Here is a 14,722-nt window from a genome sequence, read left to right as displayed (position 1 = left end):
TATATTAACAAAAAATAATAAAAGAGGCGCATTATTGACCCTATTCTTTGAATAAATTCTTCAATTTAGCGAATTCGGGGTTAACATGCTCCTCTTCTTTTTGTCTCTTAAACTCATCTTCGGAGATAACTGTCCAATCTTTACCAGATGGCATGATATCTTCATTTTGTTCTTTAGTTGTTAAGACTTGCGTAGGAATATTTAACAAAATATTGTCCACGATCGACTCATAAATATTGATTGTTGGATTATCATCATTAATTGGAATAATGATTGAATAATCGTCAATATCTTCAGTATCAATAGCATCGATATTGTATGCTTCATTGATCCGGAATTTTAAGGCAAGTTCAACTGGTTCCAAACTACGTGTAGAAGGAACAGTGATCCGTGTCTTGATCTTAACATCAGAAATAACTAGACCACGGTCGTTAAACAAACTACCGGAAACCTCCACAGGTTCAATGTCGAGTACTTCTGAATCACGATCTTGTAAATCGTCTTTCAAATTCAATTTTTCTTCAAAATCAAAGGGTTTGTCTTTGTACTTGCGTACTTCTTGAACATCCCAGTTTAGCATTAGTTTTCCCCCTTAATGTAAGGAATGACTCCAAAATTTTGTTCTTCATGATTGACTAATTGATAGACACTGTCGGCTCTTAATTCTAAGTTCATCAAATTATGCTCAGATTGTCCGACCTTAGTGATCAAAGGTATATTAAAATTTTTCTTTTGTTGATGCAAATACTGCTGACCAGTATCGCTAAATCCTAAGATACGCAAATAAGTTTGAGTGAGCGCCGATATCATCTCCTTATTGTCAACATTGATCAAAACATACATCAGCAAGCGACGGATCCGCGCCAAAGTATATCTCTTCGATTTGACAGAAAACAATAGTTTTTCAAAATCATCGGTTCGACTAATCTCTTTTTTTAGTTTGAAATTCAACCCCTCCACCATTTGATACATTAATTGTAATTCATTAGTAGTGTTCGTCAAAATTTTATACCTTAAAAATGGATAAAAATCGTTCCAAGTAATAATTTTTTGAGACCGCAATAAATCATAGGTCCCTTGAGGCACCATATCAACTATATTTGACCAATCTTGAGAACCAAGCGACTGACGAATCTTGGTTGCACTAAAGCCATCTTGTGTGCGCAACAGTGAATGAACTTTAATCGGATAACCTTTTTTCTCAATCGCCGTCGTGTAATTCAGCCCCAGCAATTGATTCGGCTTATTAGCCGTATCAACGCCAATTTGTAGCAATTGTTGGTGCAGGTTTTCGGCATAACTATGCGTGAAGTCCTGTTTAAATTCCATCTGTTCAATGATGACCCGTCGAGCCAATTGGGGAAAATCCATTTCCGCCTCAGTTCCAAATACCAGGTCAGTTATGCCGATTTGTCGTAGTATTTGAATAGCACTCTCGGCAAATATATTAGCTGGTTGTACCGTCTGCACAAATGGTAATTCGACCACGAGGTCGACGCCATTCTCCACAGCAGTCTGTGCCCGCAAATGCTTGTTTAAAACAGCAAAATCACCCCGCTGTACAAAATTGCCTGACATGACTGCAATCAGTACATCTGGATGATATTTTTTTCTTATTTGGTCAATAAATTGCTTATGGCCATTATGAAATGGGTTAAACTCGGCCACAAAGCCGTAAATTTTTGCCATACTATCTCCTACTTTTCTGAATCAAAAAACCATCTAGTAACCTTATCAGATACTGGCTTTTCACCAAAATCAGCAGAAACTTGAGTATTCTTAAAACCAACATCTTTCAAGATCTGCTTGAAAGTCTCGATTGGATAAGTCCGCTCGTGATGAATCTCAGTATTGACCAGATAGCCATCGATGACATCGTCATAATTAAAAAATGTCAGCTCATGTTCAATACTATGTTCGTATTCTCCTGGATAACTACTCCACATAAAGGCAGAATCTTCAGCCTTATGATTGAACATATATCCTGGGAAAACGTGATCCATCTGGAATAATGAATGGGCGTCAAAGAGATATTTTCCACCTGGATTTAAGTGATCATATGCCTGTTTAGCTGCAATATATAATTCATCCTCGTCGCCTAAATAACAAATCGAATCATCGAAACAAGTGATAACGTCAAAGTTATCAAAGGTATATAGATCCATCATATTTGCTTGTTCAAAAGGGATTTTCACCTTGGCGTCAGCAGCTTTTTCAGTGGCAATATTTAACATCTCTTCAGAAAGATCTGTTCCAGTGACATCAAAATCATCAGCTAACAAAATGGTCAGATCACCTGTCCCACATGCTACATCCAACAATGATTTTGCCGAGTATGGTGTGTGATTTTTTACGTAATCTGCCCATCTTTGATAGAGACTGTCATCCATCAACTCGCTGTATACTCGAGCAAACGAATTATAGATCATTGACTGTTACCAAATCTGAAATATCTACTTGTGGTGCATCAGCCCACAATTTTTCTAAATTATAAAAACTACGTTTTTCACTAGTAAATACATGAACAACGATGTCGTGCATATCGATCAAGATCCATTCAGAATCTCTTTTTCCTTCGACATGTCCAACATCAATGTCGTTTTCGCCAGCCTTGTCTAAAACTGCTTGAACAATAGCATCGACTTGACGTTGTGAACTAGCATCCATAATGACAAAGTAATCAGTCATGATGCTTACTTTACTAATATCTAAGACTTCAATATCATTTGCATGTTTACTATCTGCTGCTTTAACAGCAATTTCCATCATTTCTTTTGAATTCAAATTATAATTCTCCCTTATTGATCCAATAATTGTAACTTATAAATGTGTCTGGGTAGATTGGCCGATTCTTGTCGATCAAGTGAGCAATCGAATGTTTTAATTCGAAAGCCACTCCAGCATCAAGTGATTTTTCAGCATAGGTTCTTGCTTCGTCAATACCTGGAAAATCACGGGCGGGTTCAATAAAATCAGCAATAAAAGTACATTTATCTACACCAGTCATCGTCGTTGCACCAACAGTGTGACGACGTACGGCATTGAGAACATCTTCATCATAAACATTTAGTTCATCTTTAATAATTTCAGCACCCACGATACCATGCCAAATAGCATTACCATAATTCAATAACTCAGGATCAAGATTTTTGGCTTTGATGATCTCAGTGAATTCTGAATCTGGTCTTTCTTTAGCATAATCGTGTAATAGACCTGCTAAACCTGCTTTGTCAACATTGATCCCATTTTCTGCAGCGAGACCACGGGCCTCTTTTTCCACCCGAACGCAATGAGAGAAGCGAAAATCGCTCATTTGACTTTTCATGCGATTCAAAACTGCATCACGGTCAAATCCGGGTGCTATCTTGTCATAATTAAAATCTGTCATTGGTAAAGCCCCTTATCTTCGATATAGCTTTCGACACTCTTAGGCACCAAATATTTAATGGATTTACCCGTTCTGATCGACTTTCTGATCATACTAGAACTAATTTCTAGTTCAGGAGTGTTCACCCAAATTATAGGATACTGAGAGCTTTTTTCAAAACCCTTTCGACAAACTCCTACAAAATGAACCATCTGCATTAAATCATCAATGTGAGCCCATTCGGGCAAATTTCTTACCATATCTCCACCGATAATGAAATAGTATTCAGTATCAGGATTACATTCTTTGAGAATTTTAACGGTCTCGTAGGTATAGCTGACTCCACCGCGATTGACGTCGGTCAAGTCTAAATCAAAATGCATATTATCCTCAATTGCTAATTTTACCATTTCAATTCGGTCATTACTGTCAATCGGTTTGTGCTTAGAAACGCCATGATGAGGTGGTATCTTATCAGGCAGAAAAAGAATTTTACTTAAGTGTAACTGTTGAAAAACTTGTTCAGCAATCACTAAATGTCCTGTATGAATCGGATTAAAAGTGCCACCTAAAATTCCAACATGGCGTTTAGGCTGATTCGATTTGATCTCAGTCTGTACCTTAGTTAAAATTTGTTTTTTTGTTCTCATTTTTCATCTTCACTTAATACTAAATTTTGTCTAGCTCCAAAGAGTACTTACGATTTTTTACCTTAGGTGATTTCTTGTAGAAGATTGCCTTTGAGCCGATAGTCTGAATCAAGGCAATGCCTCCGTCTAGTTCTGTCAGCGCATCTGCCAATTGTTGTGGTTCAGCCATGGTATTTTGTAAAAATGAAACTTTGATCAGTTCATTTTTATACAATAATTGCTGGATCTGTGTTAATAAGTTGTCACTGATCCCTTCACGCCCTACTCGAACAACTGGTTTCATAGTTTGAGCTTGGCTACGTAAATAGCGATTTTTCTTTCCTTTAATTATCATATGTTCTCCTTAAATAATGGCATCTCGCATGGCGACCCGAACTCCTTCAGGTACATGCACTAAAACCTTGCAATTGGCCGGGATCGTGACCCAACCTAATCCGTAAATAACAATATCCGATTTGCGGTGGGAAGTAAATTCCTCTTGGTGTAATTTCGGAAATTCGGTCACATCATACGGAGGATTCAAAATCTCGCCTAAATGTTTTTGGTAAAATTCGTCCGCATTGACCGTTTTGGTCCGATGTAACACTAGGCCTTGGTTGAAATAAAAAACCACATTGGTTTTTTCATCTAAAAAGTCAAATCTTGCCAATCCAGCCACAAAGATCGTTTGTCCATCTCGTAATTGGAAAGTTGACGGGCGCAATTGTTTTTTCGGTGTGATAGCCTTGAGTTCTTTTTCATCTAAATAATGAGCTAATTGATACTTGTGAATGATACCTGGCGTATCGATCAAGAAATGGCCATCATCGAGTGGGATATCGATTTGATCAAGTGTAGTGCCTGGGAATCTGGAAGTAGTGATCAAATCTTTGACATCAGAATTAGCACTGATGATCCGATTGATCAAAGTCGATTTCCCTGTGTTAGTAGTTCCCACAACGTAAACGTCTTGGCCTTGACGATACTTTTCGATCATTGTCATCAACTTATCAATATTAGTTCCGGTCTGAGCAGAGACCATGATTTGATCAACCGATTTGATCCCATTTTCCTTGCTCTTTTGTTGGATCCAGTTCAGAAGCTTATTTTGGTTGACTGAGTGCGGCAAGAGATCGACTTTATTACCGACGATCAAAATATTCTTGTCACCGACAAACCGTTGTAGTCCAGGAATGACACTACCTTCATAGTCAAAAATATCAACCACATTAACGATCAGACCTTTTTGAGAAGAAATCGAATCCAATAACTTCAAAAAGTCATCATCATCGATATCAACGTCAGTGATCTCATTGTAGTTTCGTAATCTAAAGCAACGTTTACACAATAATTCCTTAGAATCATCAGCCAAATATTTCTTCAAAGTTGATGGTTGAACATAACCAGGTCCATCAGGATTGTTCGTTTGGATCTTTGCACCGCAACCAATACAGTATAAAGCTTCATTATTTTCTGTCATGTAATGAATCCTTCCAATATAGATTTTTATCTTTCAATTGTAAATATTTTAATATAGGTCTTTCGAAAAATCGATTTACCCGTGTCTTTTTTTCATCAGTTTCAACAATTGGTTTCACTAAAACTGTTTTAACGCCTGACAGCGATCCTGCCAATACATCGGTCAATACTTGGTCCCCGACAAATAAGATTTCATCTTTGACCATCTTATTTTCACGAATATATTTGACTATCTCGAATGGCAAAGGTTTCTTAGCCCGTGCAACAATCCCGATATCGAGATCATGGACAGCTTTTTCGATTCGTTTATAACTATTATTCGAAACGACTAACACTTCAATATTCGCCATTTTCATGATGTTGAGCCACTTTCTAAGCGATAAACTATATTCACTACTATTCCAAGGCAGGATAGTATTATCCAAATCAGTCATAATAGTGGTAATACGCTCTCTCTTTAAGTCATCAGCATCTATATCAGTAATTCGATTTAACATAACATCAGGTTTAAACATAATATTTCCCCATTTATCATACTTAGTAAAAAAACGTAATTTGGAATGTCCCAAATTACGTTTTGATAATTAAGCTAAAGCTTTTTTAGCTCTATCTGCTAAACTTGTGAATGCCTTTGGATCTTCGATAGCAATTTGGGCTAACATTTTACGGTTCATATCAACATTTGCTAATTTCAAACCATGCATCAACTTGCTGTAACTGATTTCGTTCATTCTGGCAGCAGCATTGATTCTTGCAATCCATAACTTACGAAAATCACGTTTCTTTTGACGACGATCACGGAATGCATAACGGTATGAAACCATGATTTGTGTATGTGCAGCTTTAAAAGTGATATGTTTTGAACCACGATATCCCTTAGCTAATTTTAAAATCTTTTTACGACGTTTGCGAGTTACTGTTCCACCTTTTACACGTGGCATAATGACTCCTCCTTTAAATTACCTGTGAATGAATTAGTATGTTGCTAACATTTGTTTGATTCGTTTCATATCACTTGATGAAACTAAACCAGATTTTGCCAATTGACGACGTTGCTTCTTAGTCTTTCCGTGGAAACGGTGACTTGTATAAGCATGACTTCTCTTCCATTCACCAGTAGCTGTCTTCTTGAATCTCTTAGCTGAGGCGCGGTGTGTTTTTTGTTTAGGCATTTGAAATCCCTCCACTATTTTTTCTTATTGTCTTTGGAACTAATTGGATCAAGCATCAAGAACATGCTCCGGCCATCCATTTTTGGTCTTGTAGTAACGTGAGCAATGTCTTTTGTCTTGTCAGCTACTCGATCTAGGACTTCTTTCCCAATCTCTTTATGAGTAATAGCTCTACCCTTAAAGCGAAGAGAAACTTTGACCTTATCGCCCTTACTCAGGAACTTACGGGCATTGTTAAGCTTAGTATTAAAGTCGTTTTCTTCAATTGTTGGACTAAGTCTAACTTCCTTGACGCTGACGACCTTTTGCTTTTTACGAGCTTCACGATTTTTCTTCTGAAGTTCAAACTTGTACTTACCATAGTCCATGATTCTTGCAACTGGTGGTTTTGCACCTGGCGACATTAGAACTAGGTCCATATTTGCTGCATCAGCTAAACGTTGTGCTTCTGCTTTTGGTTTAACACCAACTTGATCTCCATTTTGAGAAATCAACCGAACTTCTTTTGAACGAATTTGATCGTTTACTAATAAATCTCTTGCTATGAGTAGTCACCTCCGAAAAATGTTCCCACTAAAAAAGTGGGGTGCATACGCACGCCCACTAATATAATTGTATATACAGTATATTTACCTAGAGGCAAAAAGCATAGGTGAGAAGCGGGCGCTTCTGCTTAATCTCAACAGGTATAAATATTACCAGTATCTAGAAAATCTGTCAATAAGATTTTTGATACTTTTCTGATGTATCCCAATCGAACAAACTATCGATGGTATTCAAGACTCCTTCATGGTTATTATCAAGCTTTGTGATTTTGTCTGCAGCGTCTTTAGTAGACTGCTTAGCATTCTTCATTGCATAGCTTAATCCGGACTCTTGAAGCATTTCATCATCATTACTGTTGTCACCAAATGATACCACATCCTGAAGTGAAATACCGTAATGATCAGCTAATTTTTGCAGTCCAAAACTTTTATTGACCTCTTTAGCAATGATGTCAATACTTCCGAATCCACTAGCTGTAGCATGGACCTTACCACCAAATTGATCATTTAACCGCTGTTCAACTTCATCTAGTTTGTCATTATTCAAGCTGACATTCACTTTGAAGATGCCATCGTTAACTTTTTTCACATCATCGACCAATTTGTAATTGTGAATATAGTATTTGTCCAAAGCTGATTCATATTTTGCTTCAGTGTAAGTAGCTTTTTCACCTGAAAGAATAAAGGCTTTTAAATTATCGCCTAATTTTTGTAGGTCTTCAATAATCAAATTGACGGTATCTTTACTTAAATAAGAAGCATAGGCTTCTTCTCCATCGACCACGATATGAGCACCATTTTCGGAAACAAAGGCGTCAACTGGAGAATATTGAACGACTCGTTGTAAATGTCCTAGGTAATTGCCACTAGCAATGGCAAATTTAACACCTTGTTGATGTAACAATTTTAATTGTTGATTGAATCTTTCATGATTGTATTCATGTTGATCATCAAAAAACGTACCATCTATATCACTAGCAATTAATTTGATCATAGTTGCAAAACCTCACTTTTCGTAAATAATAAATTCAGTTTGTGAACGATATCTAACACAACTAATCAATATAATTTTTATTGACCAATCATTAATACTTAATAAATAGGAGCAAACTTATGGTACAAATCGACAATATGAAAAACCTTTATTCTGCAATAAAAGATCATGAAAAAGAAATCATCATCTCTAGTAACCTGACCTTAGATAGCAGTCTCATCTTACCCAAGGACACTTCATTATCTGGAGCAGCCAGAAAAGATGGCTCTTACCCAGCACTCTTATTCCCAGAAAATGACGGAATTGGATTAACTAAGAACAACACGATCAAGAATTTAGCAATCGTCACAGACCCAAAGCACAAAGCAATTTTCAATGCTGGTATTAAATCAGACTTAGGAAGCTTTATCCTTGATCATCTAGAATTAGTTGGACAATTATCTTTTATCACCCGTGGTAGTACCAAAAATTCCAAAATTGAGATCAATGATTTAACCATTCACAGCGCCGACAGTCGACACTATCCAGAGCAACCACAAAAATATGGCGTCAATGTCTACCAAGGCGCACTAACTATCTATAATTTTAATCCAGATCCAGCCAGTTTGATACACGTAAAAGCCACAAATGTCTCAATTGGTCAAAAAAATGCTCCTGTTATCGGTTCGGGTATCTTCATCGGAGGATTCGGTGATCTCGGCGGCAAAGTCGAAATTTCTAAATTGACCACTGAAGACGTCTATTCGACTGGTAAACTCCCCTTTGGAGTCGCTGATATCATCACTGGAGCAATTTTCATTGTTAATGGTGCCCATGCTAAAAACATTATCCAAAATGGTGAATCGGCTACTTATGGAGTCAACGACATGGTCCTAGATAACTGGGGAACAGTCGACGACTGGCTCGTCAAGAAAGCAGTAACTTCTTATGGTCCCTCCGGAATTGGTTTTGTCAATTTTGGTACAGTTAAAAACTTTAAGATCACCGCACCAATCGAAACCTATGGTCTAGGTGCTAGAGGTTACAATCAATATGATGGAACGCTGGTCGATGGAGCATTTGATTCGATCTCTACATATGCCAATGGAGCTATCGCCGTTCAAATATCCAAAAAAGTTGGTAGTCTGACTTTCAACGGAGATTTAAAGACCTTTGGTGCAGTAGGAAATCCACTTCTAAAAGGCGTAAATGTTACCCTACCCGCTTATGGATTGAGCGTTAAAACTGGTGGATCAATCGAGAAACTTGTCGTTAAAGGAAATATCGTGACATCCGGTAAGAAAGTAACCTCCTTAATAGTAGAAAAAGATGGCATGATCAAAGATTTTGACATCCAAGGAAAAATCATCGCTAACGGTAATAAATCCGAAAAAATTGAGGATGTTTCAGGTTCCGGCATCTCCTATCATCAAGCAAAATAATCATTACCTGCAACTTCTTTCGCATAACTCAAAAAAACCGGCTTCTCACTTCGTGAGGAACCGGTTTTCTGTGTTATTACTCGGAAGCTGAACGCATTTTTTGTGCTCTACTTACCTTCTGCTTTGCGACTGTAATTATTAACATCAGCTTTAACTGAATCTACGAACATTCCAACATATTCTGTTTCGGAATTTTCTTCTCCGTATTTTCTTACTGATACTGTGGCATCAGCCATTTCATCATCACCTACAACAGCTGTGTAAGGAATCTTCATTGTTTGAGCGTCACGGATCTTGTAACCCATCTTCTCATCACGATCATCAATCGTAGCACGAATATTCTTCTTACGTAGCTCTGCTAATAAGTTTTCAGCATAGTTTTGGTGGAATTTCTTGTTAACAGGAATAATTCTTACTTGTGTTGGTGCTAACCATGTTGGGAATGCTCCCTTATAGATTTCAATCAAGTAAGCGATAAATCTTTCCATTGTTGAAACAATACCACGGTGAATCATAACAGGTCTGTGTTCTTCACCATCTGAACCAACGTATGTCAACTTGAACTTCTCTGGTTGCATGAAGTCTAATTGAATTGTTGATAATGTTTCATCATTACCAAGAGCTGTCTTTGTTTGAACATCAAGTTTTGGACCGTAGAAAGCAGCTTCACCTTCTGCTTCATAATAATCCAAGCCAAGATCATCCATAGCAGCTTTAAGCATTGATTGTGATCTGTTCCACATTTCATCATCATCAAAGTACTTTTCAGTATTAGCAGGATCACGATAACTCAATCTGAATGAGTAGTCTGTGATATCGAAGTCTTTGTAAACTTCAACCATCAATTGTAAAGTACGTTTGAATTCTTCTTGGATTTGGTCAAGAGCAACGAATGTGTGACCATCGTTAAGAGTCATTTCACGAACACGTTGCAAACCACTCAAAGCACCTGATTTTTCATATCTGTGCATCATACCTAATTCTGCGATTCTAACAGGCAATTCACGATATGAACGTGTGTGATGTTTGTAAATTTGAATATGTGAAGGACAATTCATTGGACGTAATTCAAGCATCTCGCCATCACCCATATCCATAGGTGGGAACATATCTTCACGATAGTGGTCCCAGTGACCAGAAGTCTTATAAGTATTCAAGTTCATCAAAATTGGTGTATATACGTGTTGGTAGCCCCAAGCAACTTCTTTGTCGATAATATATCTTTCAATCACACGACGGATAGTTGCACCGTTTGGCATCCAGTATGGAAGACCAGCACCGACTTCTGGATCAACGAAGAACAAGTCAAGTTCACGTCCAATTGTTCTGTGGTCACGTTCTTTGATTTCTGCACGGCGTTTCATATCAGCATCTAAGTCCTCTTGTTTAAAGAAGGCTGTACCGTAAATTCTTTGTAACATTGGATTACTTGATTTACCTTGCCAATATGCACCAGCAACAGAAAGTAACTTGAAGTGTTTCAAGTTTTTAATGTTTGGAAGGACGGCATCATATCCGAAATCAATAAAATCATCAAGCTTGTATACTGGCACTTGAACAGAATCAATTGCACCAAGCAATGAAGATTTATATGGATCATCTTTGAACATCTTAACTAGTTCATCTTTATCCATCAAAGTTCTTTCAACTTTATCGTTCTTTTTGATGACCTTGTTCATGCTTTCAGCAATTGAATCCAATTCATCAACTGTGATTTGTTCCTTGTCATCAGTATCAACATAGAAACCATCATCATTAGCTTGTTTTTCACCGAAGTGTAAGTCTGTCTTGAAATTCTTAGCAGCAGCACTGAATACTAAACTAGCAGTGTTTCTTAAAACCTTTAATGAATCCTCATCATCTTTACCAGTGATGATCTCAATCTTACCATCTTGTTTAATAGGTCTTTCTACATCGATCAATGTATCGTTGAGTTTTCCTGCAATAGCATTTTTTCCCAATGAAGTACTGATTGATTTAGCAACATCTAATGTTGTTGTGCCTTGATCAAACTCCTTAACTGTTCCGTCTGGGAATGTTAATTTGATTTCTGACATAATCCACGTAACCTCCTAAAATTTAGACAACAAAAAAATGCGTCCCTGAAGTATGAATACATTAATTGCATTCATACTTCAGGGACGCATTCTGCGCGGTTCCACCCAAATTAAAACTGTATATGACAGTTTTCACTCTATGGTTATAAAGTAACCAACTAGCTATAAAGTTTTAAATGGAAGTGGTAACTCCAGTAATGGGTAAGCTTTCAGTAAATGTACCCTCCCTGAATAGAACCGAAGTGTTGTCTTTCATGTGTTTATTGAAACATTTATTATTCATATTTGCAAGAGACTAACCCTTATTTCTTCGATTGGGACCGCTAACAATTACTTCTCTTGATAAAAATTTAATTCTTTCCATAATTCTGGCTGCCTTCACTGGCTCAGTGACATTCTTATTATCAGCTAAGTGCTTTTCCAATTCATTCATCGAAAAATTTGAAGAAAAGAATGTTGGCAAGCTCTCCTGCATCCGATATTGCAAAATAACTCCTAAGACTTCATCCCTGATCCAACCAGAAATTGAATCAGCTCCGATATCATCGATCATTAAAATCTGGGCGTCTTTGATTGCATTAACTTGATCCATTACCTTATTGTCTTGAATCGAATTTTTAATATCAACTTGAAAACTTGGAAAATGTACTAAGGTACTTTTGATATTTTGACGGTAAAGTTCATTAGCTATGGCACCTAATAAATAAGTTTTTCCGACACCAAAATCTCCAGCTAAATATAGTCCTGGAACAAATTTGCCACCCGGTTGATAATTTTGAATAAAATTGACAGCTGCCATGAAAGCTTCTTGTCGACCCGTACCATCATAATCATTCAAACTTGCCTTACGAATATCACTAGGCATATTCAATAATGCAAAACCTGACTCATAAGCCTTTTTCTTATCAGCATTGACCTTACGTTGATTAGGTATATACGCGACTTCGATTCTTTGATTATTAACGATCAATTGGGGTGTATAATTTTTTGAAAATTCACTGCTATTCTTTTTATGATTATAAAATTCATAAATAGCAGCAGCACTGACATCAACAGCTTCCTTGCTGATTTTATCTTGGTTTTTATTTAAAAAATCTTTTACATCACTGTCGTTTAATGCTTCGGAAAGCAACTTGTTATAATCAGAATTTTTAAAGTGAAAATTTTTCAAGCCTTCAGCTAAAGCATCACTAAATTTTTCCATAGTTATTTACCCTTATTTCTTAAATTACGAAGCATTTCTTGGCGTTTCTTTTCTGCTTCAGCTTCATTGCCATTATCGACCTGTTGACTCTTGACCTTGCTCCAATCAGTCGATTGCTCGACCTTCTTAGGACCGTTGAAATTACGAGAATTACCACGGGGACGATTTTGATGTTCCTCGATTCGTTTCAAAGCATCTTCAGGTGTTTTGACATCATGACGTCGCCAATCATTAGCCATCGTCTCCATCAGTGGCAAAGTCAAAGTCGGCGATGACTGTAAAACATAATGAATCAAAATATTCAGTACTGGCGCAGATAAGACTGAACGACTGTTCATTGTCCGTAATGCCCTTGACTCAACTAGTCCTGGTGCATTGTTGTTTTGATGCTGCTCCTCAGCTAAAAAGTCCGCTGGACTAGTGGTTTTAGCTCGATAAAGCAACACGGATTGGGGATCATTTTTGTCAAAGTTGCCATCTGCTTTTTGTAGAGGCTCACTAGCAACTCGGGTGCCAATATTAACTTTTCTTTCGTAATGTTGCTCAACAAGATTCTGCAAAGCCACTGGATCAATTTGATTGGTGATCAAACTAGTTGATTTTGCAATCGCATTTCCTAAATTAACTTCGTTCAAACCATAAAGAGTATGTAAATCATTGATCAATTTTTGATTTTTAGTTAAATCTTCCCGTGTAACTTTGGCAGACCGAGCAACTATATTCCCGATCAATTCATAATCCAAATCATTATTAACTACTGACTCAGTTTTAGGACCAGTGGCCCTTTTATTCTGAGGAAAACCTTCTTGTGACTCAGTGATAGTTGCTGGAGGCGCGTTTACTTTACTTGAAATATGATATATATCTGAGAAAACCTTGGAAATCTCATGTGAATTTTCTAAAACTGTCAGCTTTTGTGAATACTTAGCAACTATTTTATTATATTGAGTTTCACCAATATTTTCTAATAAGAAAATACTCAAAATATTATCATTGATAAATTGACTTGGACTTTGCGGTTCGATCAACTGATAAATTAAATAATCACCAAGCTCATCGTGTTTCTCATAAGTCCTTATCAGACTCATGGCTTCAAGTTTGATCCGTGCCTCATAAAACTCCCGAGTATCAATACCAAGCTCTGATAATAGAACAGTATGGCTTTCTCGATCGGTCACGATCTCTTTATTAGGCACCTTTTGCCATAACAACTGATAAAGTGCAAATGCTGAAGGCCCAATCAACGGCAAATAAATATCCGTCAAAACCTCCCGATCATAGTCAGTAAAACGTCCCATTGGCAGGCACCAAAATCCAGTTAATGGTGTTAAGTTATTATCGTTGAAATTTGGCACACTGCTCCTCCTTATTTATCGTTTTTCTTATCTTTTTTGTCGTTTGCCATCATTTCCTGGACTTCGTTCATAAATCCACTCATATCCTTGAATTCACGGTAAACACTAGCAAATCTAATATAGGTAACATCGTCGACATCAGCCAATTCCTTCATCACATGCTCACCAATATCTTGCGATTTGACTTCATTTTCTCCAGTTGCCCGGATCTCATTTTCTACCTTATCAACAATGGCATTCATCTGATCCATCGTAACTGGACGTTTTTCAGCTGCTCGAACAAGTCCGCGCAGCAATTTTTCACGGCGGAACTCCTCACGATTGCCATTTTTCTTAATAACTAGCAGTGGCGATTTCTCGATCCTTTCAAAGGTGGTAAAACGCGTACCGCAGTATTCACATTCTCTTCTTCTTCTAATAGCACGCCCCTCATCACTGGGACGGCTATCAACAACTTTTGATGAATCATGGTGACAATGTGGACAGATCATAAGCGTTC

18 protein-coding genes are annotated in these 14,722 nt (G+C 37.3%); 1 reads left to right on the top strand and 17 read right to left on the bottom strand.

Translation table 11 applies throughout. The features are described 5' to 3' along the window. Positions 1-40: 40 nt before the first annotated feature. From FC27_RS00205 to FC27_RS00145, 13 genes are all read right to left on the bottom strand, one after another. A complete protein-coding gene (locus FC27_RS00205; RefSeq protein WP_010623710.1) occupies positions 41-580 on the bottom strand; it encodes a YceD family protein in 540 nt (179 codons plus the stop codon). Beyond that, entirely contained in the window at positions 580-1,689 is a 1,110-nt protein-coding gene (locus FC27_RS00200; protein WP_010623711.1) for a nucleotidyltransferase, read from the bottom strand. The genes FC27_RS00205 and FC27_RS00200 overlap by 1 nt, the downstream gene beginning before the upstream one ends. An 8-nt stretch (positions 1,690-1,697) precedes the next feature. After that, entirely contained in the window at positions 1,698-2,429 is a 732-nt protein-coding gene (locus FC27_RS00195) for a class I SAM-dependent methyltransferase (RefSeq protein ID WP_010623712.1), read from the bottom strand. Beyond that, positions 2,419-2,784 carry a ribosome silencing factor gene (gene rsfS / locus FC27_RS00190; protein WP_010623713.1) on the bottom strand — a complete coding sequence of 122 codons (366 nt, stop codon included), beginning with the start codon at positions 2,782-2,784 and terminating at the stop codon, positions 2,419-2,421. The genes FC27_RS00195 and rsfS overlap by 11 nt, the downstream gene beginning before the upstream one ends. Position 2,785: 1 nt before the next feature. Then, a complete protein-coding gene (gene yqeK, locus FC27_RS00185) occupies positions 2,786-3,388 on the bottom strand; it encodes a bis(5'-nucleosyl)-tetraphosphatase (symmetrical) YqeK (RefSeq protein ID WP_010623714.1) in 603 nt (200 codons plus the stop codon). After that, the gene (locus FC27_RS00180; RefSeq protein WP_010623715.1) at positions 3,385-4,017 is read right to left on the bottom strand and encodes a nicotinate-nucleotide adenylyltransferase; all 633 of its coding nucleotides are present in this window, start codon (positions 4,015-4,017) and stop codon (positions 3,385-3,387) included. The genes yqeK and FC27_RS00180 overlap by 4 nt, the downstream gene beginning before the upstream one ends. Positions 4,018-4,036: 19 nt before the next feature. After that, positions 4,037-4,351 (bottom strand): YhbY family RNA-binding protein, encoded by a 315-nt coding sequence (locus FC27_RS00175; RefSeq protein ID WP_010623716.1) that lies wholly within the window; start codon positions 4,349-4,351, stop codon positions 4,037-4,039. Between the two features lie 9 nt (positions 4,352-4,360). Continuing rightward, the gene (gene yqeH / locus FC27_RS00170) at positions 4,361-5,476 is read right to left on the bottom strand and encodes a ribosome biogenesis GTPase YqeH (RefSeq protein WP_010623717.1); all 1,116 of its coding nucleotides are present in this window, start codon (positions 5,474-5,476) and stop codon (positions 4,361-4,363) included. After that, a complete protein-coding gene (locus tag FC27_RS00165) occupies positions 5,463-5,990 on the bottom strand; it encodes a YqeG family HAD IIIA-type phosphatase (protein WP_010623718.1) in 528 nt (175 codons plus the stop codon). Before FC27_RS00165 ends, yqeH begins: the two co-directional genes overlap by 14 nt. A 69-nt stretch (positions 5,991-6,059) precedes the next feature. Further along, positions 6,060-6,416 carry a 50S ribosomal protein L20 gene (gene rplT, locus FC27_RS00160; RefSeq protein WP_010623719.1) on the bottom strand — a complete coding sequence of 119 codons (357 nt, stop codon included), beginning with the start codon at positions 6,414-6,416 and terminating at the stop codon, positions 6,060-6,062. A 33-nt stretch (positions 6,417-6,449) separates the two neighbouring features. Then, positions 6,450-6,647, bottom strand: coding sequence for a 50S ribosomal protein L35 (gene rpmI, locus FC27_RS00155; protein ID WP_010623720.1), 198 nt, complete (start codon positions 6,645-6,647; stop codon positions 6,450-6,452). A gap of 14 nt (positions 6,648-6,661) precedes the next feature. Continuing rightward, the gene (gene infC, locus FC27_RS00150; RefSeq protein ID WP_029508109.1) at positions 6,662-7,192 is read right to left on the bottom strand and encodes a translation initiation factor IF-3; all 531 of its coding nucleotides are present in this window, start codon (positions 7,190-7,192) and stop codon (positions 6,662-6,664) included. Between the two features lie 172 nt (positions 7,193-7,364). Further along, a complete protein-coding gene (locus FC27_RS00145; RefSeq protein WP_010623722.1) occupies positions 7,365-8,186 on the bottom strand; it encodes a Cof-type HAD-IIB family hydrolase in 822 nt (273 codons plus the stop codon). 119 nt (positions 8,187-8,305) lie between these two features. Here FC27_RS00145 and FC27_RS00140 point away from each other — a divergent pair, with 119 nt between their 5' ends. Continuing rightward, positions 8,306-9,607, top strand: a complete 1,302-nt coding sequence (locus FC27_RS00140; RefSeq protein ID WP_010623723.1) for a hypothetical protein — start codon at positions 8,306-8,308, stop codon at positions 9,605-9,607. A 107-nt stretch (positions 9,608-9,714) separates the two neighbouring features. On the opposite strand, the gene thrS is transcribed toward FC27_RS00140, so the two are convergent. From thrS to nrdR, 4 genes are all read right to left on the bottom strand, one after another. After that, a complete protein-coding gene (gene thrS / locus FC27_RS00135) occupies positions 9,715-11,664 on the bottom strand; it encodes a threonine--tRNA ligase (RefSeq protein ID WP_010623724.1) in 1,950 nt (649 codons plus the stop codon). Positions 11,665-11,959: 295 nt separating this feature from the next. Next, on the bottom strand, positions 11,960-12,868 hold the full coding sequence (dnaI, locus tag FC27_RS00130) for a primosomal protein DnaI (RefSeq protein ID WP_010623725.1): 909 nt from the start codon (positions 12,866-12,868) through the stop codon (positions 11,960-11,962). 2 nt (positions 12,869-12,870) lie between these two features. Then, the gene (locus FC27_RS00125; protein WP_010623726.1) at positions 12,871-14,223 is read right to left on the bottom strand and encodes a DnaD domain protein; all 1,353 of its coding nucleotides are present in this window, start codon (positions 14,221-14,223) and stop codon (positions 12,871-12,873) included. An 11-nt stretch (positions 14,224-14,234) separates the two neighbouring features. Further along, positions 14,235-14,714 carry a transcriptional regulator NrdR gene (nrdR, locus tag FC27_RS00120; protein WP_010623727.1) on the bottom strand — a complete coding sequence of 160 codons (480 nt, stop codon included), beginning with the start codon at positions 14,712-14,714 and terminating at the stop codon, positions 14,235-14,237. Positions 14,715-14,722 lie beyond the last annotated feature (8 nt).

Source organism: Companilactobacillus versmoldensis DSM 14857 = KCTC 3814, assembly GCF_001434295.1.
GTDB classification, from domain to species: Bacteria; Bacillota; Bacilli; order Lactobacillales; family Lactobacillaceae; genus Companilactobacillus; species Companilactobacillus versmoldensis.
The sequence above is the reverse complement of the archived record's forward strand: the minus strand, read 5'-3'. Positions and strand labels throughout refer to the sequence as shown.